This is a genomic window from Nitrospira japonica, from assembly GCF_900169565.1.
GTDB lineage: Bacteria > Nitrospirota > Nitrospiria > Nitrospirales > Nitrospiraceae > Nitrospira_C > Nitrospira_C japonica_A.
Map to the genome: position 1 here is coordinate 2,011,517 of NZ_LT828648.1, position 18,719 is coordinate 2,030,235.

An 18,719-nucleotide genomic window follows, 5' to 3' on the forward strand; every position below is an offset into this window, starting at 1 on the left:
ACAAGTAAGTCTACCCGCGTTCGATGACGGCCGCAGTTGAACTAGGCGGCACCGAGAGGTCCAGGCCAGGGCCGAGCCACGGGGCGAGCCGGGCGTCCTCGTAGCGATATCCACCCGTGACGGGGTCGTTTGCCAGAAGCAGCGGCGTATCGAGATCAAGCACCTCGAATCCCTTGATTCCCAGCACGAGACCGAAGGAACAGCCCATCGCGACTCTCGTTTCCAGCATTCCTCCCGCCATCAGCCGCAGTCCGGAAGAAAGAGTGTAGGCCGCGATTTCTTGAGCCTCGACGAGGCCTGTTTTCATGATCTTGATATTAATGAAGTCCGCGGCGTGATTCAATACGACACGATGCGCATCGGCGAGAGACCGGACCGATTCATCCGCCGCAACGGGGATGCCGGTATCGCGTCGAATGGCCGCGAGTCCCTCGAGATCGTTGCGCGGGAGCGGTTGCTCCAGCAAGGTCAGTGCGCCTCCGAATCGTTGCACTCCTTTGACGAAAGCCGAACACTCGTGGCGTGAGAATCCCTGGTTGCCGTCGCCGATGAACGCGATTCCACCCAATATCCGGTGGAGTGCCTCCACGCGCCTGATGTCTTCCTCCACGTCCTTGCCGACCTTCATTTTGAAGAGGCGGAACCCTCTGCCGTACCAATAGCGTCCGAGGTCGATGGTTTTCGCCAAGTCGCAGATCGGTATGGTGATATCGCTTTCTCGCATTCGAACGTCGGCGCCTCCCCAGAGTTTCCACATGGGGATCTCCAGGGATCGACAGTAGGCATCGACCATGGCGGTTTCCAAGCCGCACCGTGCGGCCGGTTGATAAGGCTGATCGTCCTTGAGGATGCCCGCAAGGTGGACGAATCGGTCGACTCGTTTCGTGATGACGTGCTCGGCGAGTCGTCGCAACGCGCTCAGACACGAATCGCGAGTCTCTCCCCCGACTTCGGGAAAGGGGGCTGCTTCTCCATAACCCTGTAGGCCGTTCGACAGGGTGACCCGCACGAAGATATTTTCCGCCGTGAGCCGGACTCCCGTCGCGACGACGAAGGGATCCGTCATCGGCACATCGATCGGCCAGAATTCCACCCTGTGAATTGCGATGCTTTCGGTCGGCATGTGGTATACGTGCGTAGGCGTCATGTTACCGGGATGCACCGAGGAAGTCAGCCGGTTGTGCGGCGACTCGGGAGCCACGGACTTGACTTCCATCCTTCCCTGGTCGAGAACACACGTCGATCGTGAGCAGATGAGCATGGTATGAGGAAGGGACTGACGGCTGTAACGATAGGAATAGCCCTCTTCGGGCTGGCGGCGGCGGCGTGGCTGCTCGTGCCGCCGTCCGTGTCCCACCTGCTCGAACGGTGGCTGCATCACGCCGGATTTGAAGAAGCGACAGTCCGGATCGCATTGCCGGAATGGGGGCTCATCTCGATCCCCGATGTGCGGCTGAAGCAACTGCTTCGGGATGAGGCACTGATCATCGAGTCGAAGGAAACGATAATCAGATACAGCCTTTCCGGCCTGCTGGCGGGACGGTTCGATGAAGTGACGCTGCCGGACGTGCGCATGGAATTGACGGCTGTCCCGTCTTCGGCTTCCCCTGTGCCTGATGGGGATGATCGTCGCGCGCAGGAACAGTTTCTTGCACTGTTCAACGTGGTCACGGTCAGCGATCTGGTCAGGGGCATTCCGATTCTTCCCTGGAGCCATCTGCAGCTCGGACGATTGGAAATCACCCGCCAGCAGGCGACGGGGCCATTCAGGCAGTTAAAGGTAGCCGGGTCGGTCCGTCAACGGGGAGAAGGATTGCTCGCGACCATCACGGCGCAGGGAAACGATACGCAAGCCTATGAGCTTCGCGTGTCCGATCTCACTACGGGCATCATGTCCGTTCAATTTGCGGCAATCGGCGCGTCTTCCGTGCCGATCATCAGTTGGCGATCGGAGACAATAGTCGGCGAAGCCCATGCGCAGCTCCGCGGAATCATCGATGTGAATGTGCAGGCCTTGGCACCGTTTCTTGCGCTGGTATTACCTGCCGGATCCGAATGGCGTGAGACGACGGGACGAATCCAGGCTAATTGGGTCGGAACCGCCTCTACGGCTGCGGCGCTGGCGTCCGTCTGGCACGATTCCGGCACGCAGGTGAACGGGACTATGCAGATGGTCGTGAAGCTTCCAGCCCTTTCAGGGGTGGCCCGAAAACTGACAGCGGGCGTGACCGGGACGTTTTCCGGAAATCCCGGGCAATTGCGCTGGACGATTCAGCCGGGCACGATCGCAACGGCCGACATTGACTCACGAAAGGTGGCCTGGCTTGCCGCATATCGCAAGTTTTTGCCCGCCGGTGCCCAAACATTCCGGATCGAGAGTAAGAGAGGAGTGAGCGGCGAACTTCGGGCCGCCGGCTCGCCTCCAAGCCTTCGGGTGCAAGGTCCATTGACGCTGTCGATGGATTCCGCGCAGGACGCTTCACATGCGGAAATGTCGATCGCCCTCCTCACGTTCCGTGGCAGCCAACTCGAATCGGCGGAAGGCACCTTCGATGTCGCCGGAGATCTTCCTCGATCGCTCAGCGAAGGGTTGTCCGCTCAAAAAATCACGGGGAATGTGGACGGGCGCTTTTCCGTGCGCAATGCCGAAATCCACGGCTCTTTCCTGCCGTCATCCTCCGTGACGGCCGTTAAGTTTCGTCGGGGAGCGGTCAGCCTGGATCGCGGTTCGATGACGCTGACCGATACCCCTATGTTCCGATTTGTCCCCGCGACAGGAGAATGGACCATCTCTCCGGCAACCTTGACGATGCGTCTCCCTGTGCTTCACCGGACCGATGGGGAGGTGACGCTTCAGCACGTCATGCTCAGACTGGAGGAGGCAGGCGGAGCATACTTGACCAAGTGGAAGGGAAGGGGAACGGCGGTCGTGCAAGGGGTCACCATAGCGCGGCAGGGTGCTCGAAGCATTCCGGCCGATCTTACCGTTCGGGTAATGGCAGACGAAGTTGCGGTCAAGGCCGACATCCGGGTCGATACCCCGGACCATGTCGCCACGGCGGATGCAGAGGCCGAGTATATCCTTGCGACACACAAGGGACAGGCGCGAGGCAAGATCGGTCCGATCGTTTTCGATCGGGACAAAGTGAGGCTCCGGAGACTATGGAGTGGTTGGCCTTATCCGGTCGATGTAGAGGGAGGCAAGGCGACGGCGACTGCGGAATTGACATGGGATGGGGGTCCGTCAGATCCCGTCGCCATCAAGTCCGGTACGGCGGTGATCGAGCTGGAGAACCTTCGCGGACACTATCGTGAGTTCGCGTTCGCCGGGCTACGCACGACCCTGGATTTTGTTGCAGTGCCACCCGTTAAAGTGGTGACATCGCAGCCCGCGAAAGTTGAAATCGCCTCGCTCAACCGCGGGGTGGAAGCTACGAACATGTCCTTCACTGTTCACGGTGAATCGAATCTCCAGGAGAAGTCTCTTGTCGTTGAAGTCCGTGATGCGCGGTGGGAGATCTTGGGGGGGACCATGACGAGTCAGGGCGTCCGTGCGGATCTGTCCCGTCCTCCCTATGCGGTCACCGTGCTGGCGCGAGCCGTAGATCTGGCGAAGGTTCTGACCCTGGAACAACAAAAAGGGCTGGAAGGGACCGGCCTGCTGGACGGAACTATTCCAGTGAGCGTGGCGCCCAGCGGTATCACCGTCAAGGACGGTCTGTTCGAATCCCGGCCGCCCGGCGGCATCATCCGGTATCATGCCTCCTCCGAAACCAGCACGGCGCTGACGGACGCCAATGCCAGCATGAAATTGGTTCTCCAGGCACTCAACAACTTCCACTACAATGTGCTACAAGTTGATTCCCAATATGGAGAAGACGGGATCCTGCACCTCAAGGCACGGCTCGAAGGACGAAATCCCGATATGAGACAGTCGCCGCCGATTCACTTCAATTTGACGGTGCAGGAAAGCGTGCCGGCACTATTAAAAAGCCTCAGGCTCGTCCAGGATATCGAGACTTCGGTCGAAAATCGGCTTGTCCGGCCATAGGGTAGGGATATGACGACGAATTCCCGTACACGACATTCAGCCGCTGTTCGCTGGGCCCTCATCGGCATGATGGTCTGCGCATCCGGCTGTACTCCCAGAGTCGAGGTGGCGGCTCCTGAAAAGCCGATTACGATCAATTTGAACGTCAAGATCGATCATGAGATCCGTGTAAAGGTGGACAAAGAGTTGGATCGTGTGTTGTCGAGCGACAGCGGGCTTTTTTGAAGATTGAAGTGCGGGGGATTCGATGCGAAAGATCGGGATAATTGTCGTCGTCGCGTTATGCGGGCTTTGGCCCGTCTCGACGGTATTGGCTACATCGCTGGAAGAAGCCAAGGCCAAGGGATTGGTTGGAGAGAAAGCCAACGGCTATCTGGGAGTCGTCACTCCCTCAGGGCAGGACGTGCAGGTCCTCGTCAATGACGTGAACAAGAAGCGGCGTCAGGCCTATGACGAGATTGCCAAGAGGAACAAGACGCCATTGGATGCGGTGGAGGCGTTGGCGGGAGAAAAGGCGATTCAGAATACCCACCCGGGCAACTATGTGGAAGGTCCCGGCGGATGGGTGAAAAAATAGCTCCGGCTATCGCATCGCTCCAAGCATGTGTGACTTCAAGCGTACCGATCATTGAGCCAGGGCAACGCAGTGTTGGAATAGCCCCGGACCTCCCAGAATCCCTTCTCGTCCTTGTCCAAAAACGTAATCTCTTTGACCCACTTCGCCCCTTTCCAGGCATATCGTTTCGGGACGATGACCCGTACGGGGCCGCCATGCTCACGAGTCAATGGAGCGCCATTCCACTTGGAGGCCAGAAGCACGTCATCATCGTTACAGGCTTCCAAGGGAAGATTGGTGGTGTAGTCGTCGTAAGATTTGAATAGGACGAATTTAGCCAGCGATAACGGCGCGACCACGGACAGGATGTGTTTGAAACTGACTCCTTCCCACTCGTTGTCGTAACGGCTCCAGCTGGTCACGCAATGGAAATCGGAGACATCCCTGAACCGAGGTTGTGCCTGGAACTGTTCCCATGTCCAGATGACAGGGGTGGTCACAAATCCTCCCAGCGACAACGTCCATTCACTGTGAGGGATATCCGGTTTGAAACCGAGATCAAGAACCGGGAAGGTTTCAACCAGGTGCTGCCCGGGAGGAAGCCGGTCGTTGCCCTCATGAAAGACCTCCCGTTCCTCTCCGCCACGGCGGGCTTTCGCCCACTGCTCTTTCTTTTGCGTCAATCGATTCGTGTCGTCCATATTCAAGCCTCCGCCTGCATAGGGTAAGGGAATCGGCCAGGTGCTGACAAGTCTGTCGGAAAGGATGACCGTAGACGCCCGATATCCTAACCATTGATGATGTAAGGAGATTATGTCGGCCTGCTACACTTGAAAGGATTCTTACCCTACGAGGCTTCATGTTCCGGCGCCTTCAACAATCGGTTGGTGCATGTGTATGTGTCATGATGCTCACCGGCGTGCTCGTCGGCTCAATCAGGGCGGGAATGAAGGAGATGACGGAACAGGTCTCCCCTGCGGTGGTGGGAGCCGGGAAAAAATCCATGGAGAAACCGTCAACAAAGCAGGGTGCATTCTCAAGGGACCCATCAAAGCGCCTATCCGTTGGCGATAGGAAAGCCCAGGCAACTCAGCGGCACAAGCACGCCATAGGAAGTTCCTCGTCGCGTCGCAGCAAGACGCTGCCTCGTGCCGAGGTGACCAGGACATCGAAAGCCACACTCATGAGTCAACCGTCCCAGCGGGATTTGGCGGGTTATGGCCTGCTGGAGACTCTCCAGCGATATGACCCTCGTTTGAATCACCGTACCGCAGGAATGCCGATTGCCCAGACGCCGGATATCACGCGCGACCACTTTTTCGAACTAGACCGCAATCGGGATGGTCATGTCGATCCAGTCGAACGAGCATTCGGCCGATTGGACATGGAACGTGATTTCCAGCCTCGTTAGGTCCTAGGCCTAAACCGGACCACACCGTTTATTCGTTCCCAGTCGAGTGACCGCTCTGTGCCGTTCTCAGTCGTGGTCCATCGTGAATCCCCTGCTAATCCGTATCGTATGACAACGATGCGATGGCCGCATCGAAAAGAACGAGAAAAAATGAAGAGGCCGATCCCAGATGGGATCGGCCTCCTTTCCTGGCGTGCGGGTGAGTGGATAAATTCTGCAGGGAGCTATTGAATCGAATTGGCGAAGTTACCTCGTGTGATCTCGGCGCGGACCGTGTCTCCCACCTTCTTTTGCTTGATCTGTTTTGTCCCCTGTCCGACATAGAGTTTGACCTGGTTGCCTTCATAATCTTCAACGGTATAGGCGTTGCCTTCGATGTGCTGCACGGTTCCCCCGATCGTCTTCCAGGCAGGGCCCGGCTTTTCATCATGCCGCCCGGCCTTTGGGGCATCCTGTGTTTGCGGGACTGCTCCCATCGAGGAGGCCGCTGCCGCGGCCGAGGAGTAAGATTGCGACTTCTTGGAATTCTTGGCAGAGACCGTTCCTGCGGCAAGGAAGGTCACGGCCACCGTGGCTGTCAATATCGAAAACAGGATCGTCTTCTTTGTCTTGATCATGGAAGCCTCCTTAAGGCAATGATTATTCAGCACAAAGGTACGGGTTCAGCAAAGCACGTGCCCGGGCTCACACTCAGTCGTCCGCATTGGAAATACAAAGACTTTTGCCGGCGGATCGGTGCCGGCTTCTCGAGTTGAGTGGTGTCTCAGAGAAAAAACGGCATGAAACTGTGCAAATATGACCGGTTTGACCCAGAGGGCATGGGACCCCCGCGTCGGCAGAGCATGTAAACGAGTCACGGCCGGTTCGGCCACGAATCCAAGAGCTATGTGGGAACTTGTATGTAAGCCTTCGGTTGTGATCGGATCTTTCCAATCTTTGAGGAGGAGGTCGAGTTATGCGTGGTGCGACGTGGTTGTTTATGGGCGTGAGTCTGTTGGGATCCGGTCCCGTGGCCGCGCAGCTTCTACCCCCTGTCTCGGACGATGTGAAGATTCAAGTGACCCAGCAGGAGATCGATGAAGATGCGGCGGGGAGGAATCCGGCAAATCATGCCGAAGCCATGGCCCGGCAATTCCATGTGGAGAAGGACGTCGTCGAGCAGTTGCGTCAAGCCAAGGTCGGATGGGGAGAAATCGGTATTCGACTCGCCTTCGCGCAGGAAGTGGCCAAACAGGATGCCAAACAGTTCCCCTCGGTTGAGGCCGCACTTTCAAAAGTGAATGATCGACGGAGCAACAGGGCCAACTGGGGGGCCATGGCGAACGAGTTCGGTATCGATCTCGTACAGGTCGTGGTTGGGGCGCAGCAAGGTCGACAGCAGATGCGGGCGGATGCCAAGAAAGAGGCGACGGCCGGGGTGGTCAAGCCTGGTGGGCAGCAGCCGGATTTGACCGACAAACGGGACGGCACGCCAAAGCGGGGAGCCGCCACCAAGTAGCATGAACTCTATTCGGAAGGCCAGTGTGATGCGCCGTCATCCGGCCCGCCGACAACCGAATCCGGCATATCCTGCCAGTCTTCTCATGAAGCTCTCGCGCGGGCATCGTACCTTGCTGCGCGGTCTCGGGCGGATGGCGGACAAACAGGGTGTGGCGTTGTATCTGGTGGGGGGAGTGGTTCGAGACCTGCTGTTGAATCGCAATAATTTGGATCTCGATCTGGCCGTCGAAGGCGACGGCATCGCCTTCGCCCGCCGTATGTGCCGGCGATATCGTACCGCCGCGACAGTCTTTGACAAATTCGCGACCGCCCGCCTGCGGATGCCGAGCGGATTGAAGTTGGACGTCGCCTCCACCCGCCGTGAATCCTACGTTCACGCAGCCGCGCTGCCGGCGGTTGAGCCGGCATCCTTGCAGGAAGACTTGTACCGCCGAGATTTTACGATCAACGCGATGGCGATCAAGTTGAATGCTCTGACGTTCGGTCGATTGGAGGATCCATTCGAAGGCGTTCGGGATCTCAGCGCCAAGAGAATCCGGATTCTTCACGAGGGAAGTTTCCAGGATGATCCGACCCGTATTTTCCGTGCCATCCGATTTGCGGAACGATTCGGCTTCACCATCGAGTCCAAGACCGGCCGTCTCCTCGCCGAGGCGGCTTCAACGGATTTCGTGGCGCGTCTATCCGGCCCTCGCCTTCGAAACGAAATCTTTCTCCTGCTGGGTGAGCATCGACCGAGCCGATCGATGGAACAGTTGGACCGGCTGAAACTTCTTCGATTCCTTCATCCTACGCTTCGATATGGAAAGGCGGTCAGGCGGGTGATGGATTCTCTCTCCGCGGCACTGGCGTGGTGGGAGGGTCAAACAGGGAAGCGACCCGCGGACATACCGATGCTTCGCCTGATGGCGCTCCTTTCTCAGTCCGGTCCGTCCGTGATCCGGGCGGTTGCGCAGCGTCTGCAACTCTCTTCGGCCCAGGCGGTTGCTTTGTCGTACGCAGAGGATCGAACGGCTCGTCTCTTGGTAGAGCTGTCTCGTGAACGGATTCTGCCCTCTGAGGTATACCGCAGCTTGGCCCCGGTGCCGGACGAGGCGTTCGTGCTAGTGGCTGCCAAGGCCCGGGTATTGAGACGCAGTAAAGCGGCGGACCGGGTAAAACGACGTCTCAATCGCTATCTCCGAAGAGATCGTCATCTCCGAATCACCGTTGATGGGCATGACCTCGCAACGCTCGGCCTCAAACCTGGTCCTCAATTTAAGATCATCCTGGATCGTCTGTTGGAGGCCCGGATCGACGGGAAGGTACGGAGCGCAGCCGAAGAGCGGAAGTTGGCCTCCCGTATGGTGCTGGAGGCCGGCAAGCGCCGTCAGTCGCCGTTATAGCGTCAGCAGCCGTTTGTCGCTTTCCATCTTGCTGAACACGTCGCGAAGCGCAGCATGAAGAGCCCGCTCCATCGCTCCCTTGTCTTTCTCATCCCCGGGCATCTTTCCGAATCCGGAGTACTTCATCAAGGACCGGCCCGTTCGAGGATCGCTGAGTGTGGCATCCATCACAGCGAGATAAATCTGACTGAAGCCGGAACCCACGCTGGGGTCCACATACATGTTGATGCGGAGGGTGAGGTCCAAGTCCGCCGTCCCTTCCTGCACGACACTGCGGAAGGTTTTTCTCGTCGTCAGATACTTGACGGTCGCACGTTCCCAGTCGGTCGGGTCATTCGTGGACAACAACGGGGGGATTGTGCGGCTCACGCGGCTCTGCAGTTGTGGGTCCGCACCCATGCTCGCTCCCGGTTCGACCTCAAAGGTTCCGACTTCGCTGACCTTTACTTTGGCCGAATAGGGGAGAGTGGAACTTGCGGGAACGACAGGTGTGGGATCGAACGGCTGATGATGACACCCTGACGCGAGTGTGAACGTGAGCAGGGAGAGACTCAGTGCCTTCCAAATATGAGAGACAGGAACCTTTAAGCTGGACGTCATCGGCCGCCCCCTCTTTGGTGTCCCCAATGCTCAGTCGAGCGCTGCATAATAGGAGTTTAACTTACACCCCGATGCGGTTCGCTGCAACGGGCACTGCAGCGGTCGGACTCCGAGTCCCGCATACGTCTCTAGATTGGGCGATTAGGATCTATCCACGTGTTTCTGACGCCGCATGGGATGATCTTAGCCCATGCGGCGTGAACGTACTGTTTCGTGGACATCTTGGAGTATGGGTTCCCCGCGACTCGTTCGCCTCGGCGCAATACCTGGCGCCGCATTCGACGTGCGGGAGTGAATGGACCGGAGTTCAGTTCATCGGAATAATGCTCGTCGAGACTTCATTCGGCAGCAGAACGGTGACCATCGTTCCGTCATCGCCGTTCGCCTGAAGCAGTGCGAACAGCGGAACCGGCTGTGGCACGGTATTGGGAGGAATCGTCAAGAGTGCGGGAAAATCGATCAAAGGAGAAATGGTCGCGTGAGTGGCCAGGCGCAGCCGCAATGCCATGAGCACGTCCCGCAACCGTGCCGCCTGCTCCTCCTGGGGCATGGCCTCGTTGGGCGCGATGCCGGTGTTCCACAGCGTGCGTGTCAAATTGACCGAAAAGGAAAATCCCAACTGTTTGGCCGCAGGGGTCACGTCGATGAGCGCGCCCGTTTCCAACGCCTGTGCAAAAGGAATCCCTCCAGGCAAGACGGAAGCTTCGAGTTTGGGGGACGATTCATGGTGTTGGGACGGATCCGGCTCGGAAGATTCAGATCCGGCATCCGGTGCATGGTGCAGGGCGCCGGAATCCGTCGCCGAAACGGGATCATGTATAAGGTCGTCCGTTGTATCGGCCGTCGGGGGCAATGCCTTTACAAGCCCGTCATAAACGGCGCGCGCCTTGGCCGACCATTTGGGATTGAACGGACGACGGGCAAATGCCGCCTCCGCCGCCTTCTTTTCATCGTGTGTCAGGAGTTCGCCGATAGCTGGTGTGTCCATGTCCTAAAGAATTAAGCACGCTGCGCGAGAAGTCAAGTGACAGAAACCGAGCAATTCCGGCGTGGCGATCCGAGTTCTATGAGATTTCAGTCGGTCCCGGTGACGGATCCCTTCGCTACGGGTGCGGCGCTACGTGTTCGATCGAGGGGTCCAGATATATAGTCGGACTGCTGGAAGAGATTTTCCCCATCCTGCTATAGTCGGACACGATGCGTATCGACTACTACAGAGTCCTGGGCGTCAGCCGCGAGGCATCGGATGAGGCCATCAAGAAGGCCTATCGGAAACTCGTGTTCGAGCACCATCCGGACCGGAATCCCAACAGCCGCACCGCCGAGGCCAGGATCCGGGAGATCAATGCCGCCTACGAAATAGTCGGCGACCCTGAAAAACGGCGGAGCTATGACCGGCTGCATTGGGGCGATGAAACCAGGGACGACGTCGTCGACACGGCCGTCATTCTGGACGAGATGGAAAAGAAGCTCTTCGACGAGGGTCGGAAGGAGCTCTTCGCGGTCCTCATGAAAAACGTCCGCCGAATCAAGGATGAGCTCGCCGTCATCCGCGAGCGAACGGTTGCGGATCAGGGATATGATTCATTCAAGGAAACGATTATCCATGCCCGCGCGGCGGAAACTCTGGAAGAGTTCATCACCGACGAAATGGCCGGCCGTGCGGATCGCCTGGTCGAGGTGGCCGCGCAGATGATGGTCTCGCAAGGGGTGGTCGGGAAAAACGACGAGCCGGGCATGCGCGCACTCCGCAAAGGGTTGGGCGCGATGATTCGCAAAGGGCGCATTCACGGCTTTGCCGCCGCGCTGGAATTATTCTATGAACGCCGGTGAGCCGCTTGCGTGGGTCATATGCAGTCGGTCGGGTGTTCGCGTTGCGGAGATCAGGCCTGAGCCAATGGACCGGAAACGAATCGCCCAGCCTTCATCACGCCGACGATCCGGTCCGGTTCGCACAGCACCCCGATCCGTTTGAGCGGGTTGCCGTCCACCAACAGAAGATCAGCCTGCCGTTTCGGTTGAATCGTTCCGAGGGTGTTCTGTAGCCCCACGAGTTCGGCGGCCTCCGCGGTCGCCGAGAGGATCGCGTTCATGGCGGTCATACCCAATGCCACCATGCGTTCCAATTCCTGGGCGTTTTCTCCATGAAAATTGAACGGCGTGCCGGCATCCGTCCCCATGGCGATGCGGACACCGCTCCGGTAGGCCTGCGCGAAGCTCCGCTGGTGCCGCTTGGTCATCCCTCTGGCCTTCTCCAGCACGCTATCCGGAATTCCGCAACCACGGCGGCATGCGGCGGTTGTTGCCAGCGCAGACAGGGTCGGGACGGCGAAGACGCCGTGTTCCCGCATGAGTCCGACCGTTTCGTCGTCGAGCAGCGTGGCATGCTCGATCGAATGGACGCCGGCCCTGATGGCGTTCTTCATGCCGGACGCGCCGTGGGCATGGGCCGCCACTTTCTTTCCGGCTTCCCCCGCCACCGCGACGGCAGCCGCCAGTTCTCGGACGGTCATTTGCGCGACATCAGGCGACGTGCCGGGGGTCAGGACGCCGCCGGATGCAATGACTTTGATGACTCCGGCTCCTGCGGCCAGCTGTTCCCTGGCGACGGTTCGTACTTGGGCTTCTCCCTCGACCTCTCTGCCGATGAAGCGGGCGTGACCTCCGATCATGCAGATCGCGAGTCCGGATCCCACGATTCGAGGGCCCGGGAGAATTCCTGCGTCAATGGCCCGTTGCAAGGCAAAAATCGAGTGGTCCCGGGATCCCACGTCGCGGACGGTCGTGATGCCTGCGTCGATCGTCTGCCGGGCGCGGTGCGCCGCCTTGAGCAACGTGAGCGACGGACTTTCCTGCTCGACTGCCGCCACGACGTCTGCCTCGCTGCCGAGACACAAATGGACGTGACAGTCGATCATCCCCGGCAGCAGCGTCAATCCGCGCCCGTCGACGATGCGGGCCCCACGAGGAACGGACAGGTCCCGCTGGCCGCCAACGGCCGCGATCCGGTCGCCGCGAACGATCACGGTTGCATTCTCCCACACGCGTCCGGTTCCATCGATGACTCGGGCGGAGCGGATAGCCAGGACCCGGGTCATGGTGCGTCGATCGGCAGGGTGATGATGATGCCGCCCATGACGTCGCCCACCTTGAAGTCGCGTCGCGGGCTGTTGGGATGTTGGTTGTGGCACGTGACGCAAGATTGATTGACGGCATAATCCGGGTAGATGGATTGGTAAAACCTGCCGCCCTCCAGTTTGACGAATCCCTGGAACGGTTTCTCGGGGTCTTTCGCCACCGCGTCGAGCCCCCGCCGTTCGAAGTCGGTGTTGGCCCCGTTCCAGGCATAGATCGGTGTCAGGCTGGCGAGCCGGAACGAGAATTTGAGGTCCTTTTGTGCCACCAGCCGGCCGGTCTCGAGCAAAAACTGTGCGGGCAGCGGGACGCCTCGCTCATCCTTCCAGTGCTCGATCGCTTCTGCGATGCCGGCGGCATGCAACTTGTTGACGACATTTTCCGTATAGTTCTTCCGGTTGGCTTCGATCAGCGCGTGAATGTACGAAGAGGCCTTGTCCGGGGGGACCAGATCGGATTTCATGTGGTTTGCCAGCGTCAGAGCGAAAATCCAGTAGGCGGTCACGGCAACGAACGCGAAGGCTCCGCCGCCGAGTACCCACAACAAGGGTTTGTTGTCCGACATGGATAGTGAACCTCCAGGCTAAGGATTCGCGCGGCTGTAGATCCGGGACGCTGCCCCGACCGCCAGGCCGGGTGTCGTCAACCAGCCGCCTTCAATAAACAATTCTTCCAGGGCATTCAACAGCCGCAGGACGTGCGCTTCAGTCGAAGACTCTCCCATCAGTCCGATGCGCCACACCTTGCCCTTGAGCGGCCCGAGCCCTCCGCCGATCTCGATGCCGTAACGGTTCAACAGTCGGGCTCGGACCTCGGCTTCCGGGATGACATCCGGAACGGTGACGCAGTTCAGCATGGGAAGCCGTTGCCCCGGTTGAGCCAGGGGGGGCAAGCCCAGTTCGAGGAGCCCGGTCAGCAACGCATTGCTGTTCAAATGATGCCGGGCAAAGCGGGCGGGAAGTCCCTCTTCCTCGACGAGGCGCAGGGCTTCTCGCAATGCGTACAGCATGGAGATCGGCGCGGTGTGATGGTAAGTTCTGGTTCCTTCGGTCCAGTACTCTGCCACGAGCTTCATGTCGAGATACCAACTTTGGCAACGGGTGCGGCGGCGCGTGACGGCGGCCAGCGCGCGTTCGCTGATGGTGAACGGGGCCAAGCCCGGAGGGCAGCTCAGGCATTTCTGCGTGGCGCTGTAGCAGATGTCGATCCCTGCGGCATCGACGTCCACCGGAATCCCGCCCAAGGACGTCACGGCGTCCACGATCAGCAAGGCGTCGTGCTGCTTGGCCAATTGTGCGATCGCTTCGAGGGGCTGCCAGCATCCCGTCGAGGTCTCTGCCTGTACCATGGCGATGGCCTTGACCGGTCCGGAACGCCGAAGTACCTGTTCCACGGCCTGCGGGTCGATGGCGCTGCCCCACGGGGCTTCGAGACGGATCGCCTTCCCTCCACAACGCTCCGTCACCTCGACGAGTCTCGTGCCGAAGATGCCGTTGACTCCGACCAGGACCGTCTCGCCCGGCTCCACGGCATTGACGATCGCCGCTTCCATGCCGGCAGACCCGGTTCCCGATATGGCGATCGTAAAGCGGTTGCCGGTCTGGAATGTATTGCGCAGCAATGACTGAACGTCGTTCATCATGGCCAGGAACGCCGGATCGAGGTGCCCGATGACAGGGGCGGACATGGCGCGCAGAACACGGGGATGGACCTGGCTCGGTCCCGGACCGAGCAGCAGCCGCCTGGGAGGTATGAACTCACGAGTGACCATCCGATTACCCCTACCTCGATTGGCGAGCGGCAGTATAGCGAAGTTCCGAAGTCTGAGGCCATGGGAAACATGCTGACCCGGACGCGCCTCATAACTATTCCGAGGGGTTTCGAGGTGAAAAATTGCCATGTTATAGTCACATCGCGATGGACGCTCAGTCGAATACCATTATTCCGGATTCTGTTCCGCCCCCGCAGCCCGACACCTCGTCCTGGTGGCGCGCCACGGACGTTCCTCCTCCCGTAGGAGAGTATTCCCATCGATTCTCTCCCGTGATCAGTGTCCTGGCGGCTGTGTTCCTGGTCCTGGCCTTGACGTCCGTGGTGTGGCTCTCACTTTCAATTCCCAAACTCGATCGGATGGATGCACCGGAAGCCGCACTTGCCCGCATGGTGAGTCGGACGATGGACGCGCAGGAGGGGCTCCGCCGGGCACCGGAATGGAAGCAGCTCGTGCTGGCCTGGATCACGGGAGATAGCGAATCCGAGAGGCTGCAGGCCATCACGTGGTATCGCGAACTGGCGCAGGTATCTGAAGATCCGGTCGTGCCGCTCCAACTGGCCGTCTTACAGGCCGAGTCGGCGCAGGTATCCCAAGCGCTCCTCTCGGCGCACGAATGGGATCGTCTGGACGAACCATTTCCACAGGCGGCTCGATTGATCCGCGCCGCTTATGCCGAGGGGACGACCCCCGATCGGGAGTCGCTCGATCGGTTTCAGGCCGAGGCGGCCGAGTTGCTTCCTGCCGGCTGGTTTTATGATCGTCTGGCTGAACGACTGGCCATGAAGGCCGGTAATCAGGAACTCGCCTCCTCGATTCAAGCCTCGAGCACCGCCCGCGCCGACCGCATGTTCAATCTTTCCTGGAAACTGACGTTCGTCGAGCTGCTAGCCATGCTCTTCGGCACGGTTGTCCTGATCCGGGTCTGGCTGACCCGCAAGAGGGACACGGATCCGATTCGGCTCCATTCGATCGGCGTTCCTCCGCCATGGCCCGGGGGAGTCGGAGCCGCGGTCCTCCTGCGCGGCGGAGCTCTCGGAGCCTTGTTCACGGCGATGTTTCTCTTCTATATGCCGCCCGAGAATGCCTCCCTCCGGGCGTTGGCCATTCCGATGTCGAACGTGCCCCTCCTGCTTCTGGCCTACTACCATTTGTTCCGTCCATCCGGACTGAGTTTCGATGAGGGCTTTGGTCTCGACGTACCGTGGAACCGGCTCGGTCGCCTTGCCGCCGCGGTGGTTGCCGTGGTGGCCGCGGGACTCTGGGGCGAATGGGCGATGGATCGTCTGGCGGAGCACTGGCAATGGACGAGCCATTGGACCGAGTGGTTCGACGCGGAGCTGGTGTGGGGTTCGCCGCCCCAGACCTTCGTCAGCTTGATCGAATATGTCGTCTTTGCCCCGATCTTCGAGGAGCTGGCGTTCCGCGGTCTGCTGTTTGCCATTCTGCGCCGGAAGTTCCGCTTTCTTCCCGCCGCGCTCATCAGCGCGGGGATTTTCGGTATCGCGCACGGATACGGGGTGCTGGGTCTCGTCAGCGTCTGCTGGAGCGGCGTGCTCTGGGCCTGGATCTACGAAAGAACCGGAAGCCTATTGCCTGGGATTCTGGCCCATGCCATCAACAATCTGCTCGTGTGCCTGGCGGTCATGGCCCTGCTTCGATAGAACGAACAATCTTCCGATGCGTCTTCGTTTCCACGATCCGCGGGAAGAAAGCGCGTCAGTAGTCTCACGACAATACACCCAACGCTTCATACAGATCGGGATGGCGAAGCGGTGCATGCAATGTCTCGCGAAGCTTCCTGGCGTCGATCCGTTTGCCCGGCTCCCGCGCCGTGGTTTCGGCTGGTGAGGAGACGCCCCAGCGCTCACGAGCCACGAGACAGATTTGTTCCCATGTCCGAGGCGTGCCGTCGCTGACGTTGTATATCTCCCCCCTTGTACCCTTCTCCAGCGCCAGCAGGCAGATATCCGCCAGGTCCTCCACGTGAATCAGATTCACGAACCGCCGCGACGGGCCGACCCTGCCGGATCTAATCCAGTTGAGGGGATTGCGATCCTCTCCATAGATGCCGGCGACACGCAAGATGACGGCCCCCAGTTCATTGCGGAGGTATTCCTCCCCTTGGACGCGCGGTTGACTCAGATCGATCGGCGCGGTTTCATCGAGCCAGGGCGGCGGATAGAGGCGTGTGTCGTCGGTGTCGTAGGCCGACGTGCTGCCGAGCACCACCATACGGCCTGTTCCGGTCTTCAGGACTTCCGCACAGGCGCGGACGAGATCGACCGGGGCGGCCGGGAAGCACCAGACGATGTCGGCTTGGGCCGGGATCGTGGCCCAGGTTTCCGGTCGATGCAGATCGAAATTCAGGCGTTGCGATGGGGGCAGCATCGCCAGGTGCCGGTCCGGATCGCGGCTCGTGGCAAAAAATGGTCTGGACGTCTGGGTCAATCTTGCGATGAGCCTGCGGCCGGTATATCCCGCTCCCAAAACGACGACGGTACCTCGAGTCATGCGAACGAGCCCTTCCTTGAACGTTCCCTGCAAGAGACGGTTTGCTGCTTCTTCGTGCAATCCGGAAAGCCAAGAGTATAATGCGCCCATGCCATCAGTGCATGTCCGGCTGCCACTCCAATAGCATGATCCTGCGACCCGTCAATGCCTTGCGGTCTATCGCACAGCTTTCGACGCTGTGTCTGCTGGTATTGCTGCTCCCGGGTTGCCCTGGCGACGACGGAGGTTCAGGCGGCTCGGGTTCCTCGGGCTCCTTCACTATCACGACGACCACGGCGCCATTCGGCATCATTGGAAACCCCTATTCCGTCACGCTCGCCACGACCGGCGGAACGGCGCCGTTCACCTGGTCGCTTTTCGGCGGAGCGCTTCCGGCCGGATTGACCTTGAGCAATACGGCGACCGGCGCCATCACCGGCACTCCCACTGCCGCCGGCAATTCCACCGCGACATTTACGGTACGGGACAGCAACGGTAACACCGCCACCGGGCCTGTATCGTTTGCCGTGCACCCAAGGACGGATCGAGTATCGGTCGATAATAATGGAAACGCCGGAAACGGCCAGAGCTCGGCTCCTTCCCTGAGCGGGAATGGGAACGCGGTGGCGTTCGTGTCCGCCTCGACGAATTTCATTTCCGGAGTCAATGGAACTCAGGTGTACTTGCATAATCGGCAGAACAATCAGATCGAACTCATCTCGCTCGACAACAGCGGAACCGTCACCCAAGGCAACGGAGCCAGCACCGCTCCCGCCACCAGCACGGACGGCCGGTTCGTGGCCTTTGTCTCCTCATCGACGAACCTTCTGGCGCCGGCCTCTGCCGTCACCGGCCAGCAGATCTACGTCCGGGATCGGCAGACGGGACTCACGAGCCTCGTATCGGTGGATAACAGTGCGACGCCGAATCCAGGCAACGGAGCCAGCAGCGCTCCCGCCATCAGCACAGACGGCCGGTTCGTGGCCTTCGTGTCGCAAGCGACGAATCTCTTGGCTCCGGGAACACCGGCCGTCCCGGCCGGGCAGCAGATCTATGTCCGGGACCGGCAACTCAACCAGACGAGCCTGGTATCGGTGGACAACAACGTGACGCCCAATCCGGGCAATGGTCCGAGCAGTGCTCCGTCGATCAGTGGAGCCGGCCTCGTTGTCGCCTTTGTCTCCCAAGCGACGAATCTCTTGGCTCCGGGAACGCCGAGCGTCCCGGCCGGCCAGCAGATCTATATCCGGGACCGGCAACTCAACCAGACGAGCCTGGTGTCGGTGGACAACAACGTGACGCCGAATCCGGGCAATGGAGCCAGCGGCACCCCGTCGATCAGCGGCGATGGCCTGATCGTCGCATTTGATTCGCTCGCGACCAATCTGCTGCAGCCGGGCACTCCGTCGGTCACAGGCCAACAGGTGTACGTGCGCGATCGGAACTCGAGTCTGACGAGCCTGGTTTCGGCAGACAACAACGCGGCGGCGAATCCGGGCAATGCCCTCAGCCGGACTCCATCCATCAGTTCGGGCGGCCGGTTCGTCGCATTCGTATCGACCGGCACGAACCTGCTCGCGCCGGGCGTTCCCGCGCTGACCGGGCAACAGATTTATGTCCGTGATCGGCAAGTGAATCAGACAAGTCTGGCCTCGCAGGACAATAGCAACTCGAACGATCCGGGCAACGCTCCCAGCGACAATCCTTCGATGAACAGCACCGGCGGATTTGTCGCCTTTTCTTCTCAGGCTTCCGATCTGGCCACGACCCCGCCGGTGGCACTGACCGACATTTACGTCCGCGCCCTTCCCTAGCCG

Annotated in this window: 17 protein-coding genes and 1 pseudogene; 9 read left to right on the top strand and 9 right to left on the bottom strand. The window is 59.9% G+C overall.

All coding sequences use genetic code 11. From position 1 onward, the window contains the following. Positions 1-10: 10 nt before the first annotated feature. Positions 11-1,216 (bottom strand): dipeptide epimerase, encoded by a 1,206-nt coding sequence (locus tag NSJP_RS09685; protein WP_231989529.1) that lies wholly within the window; start codon positions 1,214-1,216, stop codon positions 11-13. A gap of 48 nt (positions 1,217-1,264) precedes the next feature. Between NSJP_RS09685 and NSJP_RS09690 the strand changes: the two genes are divergently transcribed. From NSJP_RS09690 to NSJP_RS09700, 3 genes are all read left to right on the top strand, one after another. Beyond that, on the top strand, positions 1,265-4,051 hold the full coding sequence (locus tag NSJP_RS09690) for a YdbH domain-containing protein (protein WP_080886707.1): 2,787 nt from the start codon (positions 1,265-1,267) through the stop codon (positions 4,049-4,051). A gap of 66 nt (positions 4,052-4,117) precedes the next feature. Then, positions 4,118-4,276, top strand: coding sequence for a YnbE family lipoprotein (locus NSJP_RS09695; protein WP_407938655.1), 159 nt, complete (start codon positions 4,118-4,120; stop codon positions 4,274-4,276). Between the two features lie 22 nt (positions 4,277-4,298). After that, entirely contained in the window at positions 4,299-4,628 is a 330-nt protein-coding gene (locus NSJP_RS09700) for a YdbL family protein (RefSeq protein ID WP_080886709.1), read from the top strand. Positions 4,629-4,663: 35 nt separating this feature from the next. Here NSJP_RS09700 and NSJP_RS09705 read toward each other — a convergent pair whose 3' ends face one another. After that, the gene (locus NSJP_RS09705; RefSeq protein ID WP_080886710.1) at positions 4,664-5,308 is read right to left on the bottom strand and encodes a sulfite oxidase-like oxidoreductase; all 645 of its coding nucleotides are present in this window, start codon (positions 5,306-5,308) and stop codon (positions 4,664-4,666) included. Between the two features lie 203 nt (positions 5,309-5,511). Between NSJP_RS09705 and NSJP_RS09710 the strand changes: the two genes are divergently transcribed. Then, positions 5,512-6,018, top strand: coding sequence for a hypothetical protein (locus tag NSJP_RS09710; RefSeq protein WP_155970045.1), 507 nt, complete (start codon positions 5,512-5,514; stop codon positions 6,016-6,018). Positions 6,019-6,242: 224 nt separating this feature from the next. Here NSJP_RS09710 and NSJP_RS09715 read toward each other — a convergent pair whose 3' ends face one another. Then, the gene (locus NSJP_RS09715; RefSeq protein ID WP_080886712.1) at positions 6,243-6,635 is read right to left on the bottom strand and encodes a hypothetical protein; all 393 of its coding nucleotides are present in this window, start codon (positions 6,633-6,635) and stop codon (positions 6,243-6,245) included. 338 nt (positions 6,636-6,973) lie between these two features. Between NSJP_RS09715 and NSJP_RS09720 the strand changes: the two genes are divergently transcribed. Next, positions 6,974-7,516: a hypothetical protein gene (locus tag NSJP_RS09720; RefSeq protein WP_080886713.1), complete on the top strand. Its 543-nt coding sequence runs from the start codon at positions 6,974-6,976 to the stop codon at positions 7,514-7,516. A 1-nt stretch (position 7,517) separates the two neighbouring features. After that, positions 7,518-8,903, top strand: a complete 1,386-nt coding sequence (locus tag NSJP_RS09725) for a CCA tRNA nucleotidyltransferase (protein WP_080886714.1) — start codon at positions 7,518-7,520, stop codon at positions 8,901-8,903. On the opposite strand, the gene NSJP_RS09730 is transcribed toward NSJP_RS09725, so the two are convergent. Together NSJP_RS09730 and NSJP_RS09735 are read right to left on the bottom strand one after the other, a co-directional pair. Then, the gene (locus NSJP_RS09730; protein WP_080886715.1) at positions 8,898-9,503 is read right to left on the bottom strand and encodes a hypothetical protein; all 606 of its coding nucleotides are present in this window, start codon (positions 9,501-9,503) and stop codon (positions 8,898-8,900) included. The genes NSJP_RS09725 and NSJP_RS09730 overlap by 6 nt on opposite strands. Before the next feature lie 307 nt (positions 9,504-9,810). After that, on the bottom strand, positions 9,811-10,491 hold the full coding sequence (locus NSJP_RS09735) for a DUF6573 family protein (RefSeq protein ID WP_080886716.1): 681 nt from the start codon (positions 10,489-10,491) through the stop codon (positions 9,811-9,813). 209 nt (positions 10,492-10,700) lie between these two features. On the opposite strand from NSJP_RS09735, the pseudogene NSJP_RS20115 reads away from it, so the two are divergent. Beyond that, positions 10,701-10,907, top strand: a pseudogene (locus NSJP_RS20115) (DnaJ domain-containing protein); the annotation flags it as partial. A gap of 479 nt (positions 10,908-11,386) precedes the next feature. Here NSJP_RS20115 and NSJP_RS09745 read toward each other — a convergent pair. The 3 genes from NSJP_RS09745 to NSJP_RS09755 are packed head-to-tail and all read right to left on the bottom strand — an operon-like array spanning position 11,387 to position 14,409. After that, positions 11,387-12,601, bottom strand: a complete 1,215-nt coding sequence (locus tag NSJP_RS09745; RefSeq protein ID WP_080886718.1) for a metal-dependent hydrolase family protein — start codon at positions 12,599-12,601, stop codon at positions 11,387-11,389. Then, positions 12,598-13,203, bottom strand: a complete 606-nt coding sequence (locus tag NSJP_RS09750; protein WP_080886719.1) for a Tll0287-like domain-containing protein — start codon at positions 13,201-13,203, stop codon at positions 12,598-12,600. The genes NSJP_RS09745 and NSJP_RS09750 overlap by 4 nt, the downstream gene beginning before the upstream one ends. Before the next feature lie 18 nt (positions 13,204-13,221). Then, positions 13,222-14,409 carry a pyridoxal-phosphate-dependent aminotransferase family protein gene (locus NSJP_RS09755; protein ID WP_080886720.1) on the bottom strand — a complete coding sequence of 396 codons (1,188 nt, stop codon included), beginning with the start codon at positions 14,407-14,409 and terminating at the stop codon, positions 13,222-13,224. Between the two features lie 146 nt (positions 14,410-14,555). Between NSJP_RS09755 and NSJP_RS09760 the strand changes: the two genes are divergently transcribed. After that, the gene (locus NSJP_RS09760; protein WP_080886721.1) at positions 14,556-16,073 is read left to right on the top strand and encodes a CPBP family intramembrane glutamic endopeptidase; all 1,518 of its coding nucleotides are present in this window, start codon (positions 14,556-14,558) and stop codon (positions 16,071-16,073) included. A 64-nt stretch (positions 16,074-16,137) separates the two neighbouring features. Here NSJP_RS09760 and NSJP_RS09765 read toward each other — a convergent pair whose 3' ends face one another. Then, a complete protein-coding gene (locus tag NSJP_RS09765) occupies positions 16,138-16,923 on the bottom strand; it encodes a Rossmann-fold NAD(P)-binding domain-containing protein (RefSeq protein WP_155970047.1) in 786 nt (261 codons plus the stop codon). Between the two features lie 125 nt (positions 16,924-17,048). Between NSJP_RS09765 and NSJP_RS09780 the strand changes: the two genes are divergently transcribed. Beyond that, on the top strand, positions 17,049-18,716 hold the full coding sequence (locus NSJP_RS09780; RefSeq protein WP_172834264.1) for a putative Ig domain-containing protein: 1,668 nt from the start codon (positions 17,049-17,051) through the stop codon (positions 18,714-18,716). Positions 18,717-18,719 lie beyond the last annotated feature (3 nt).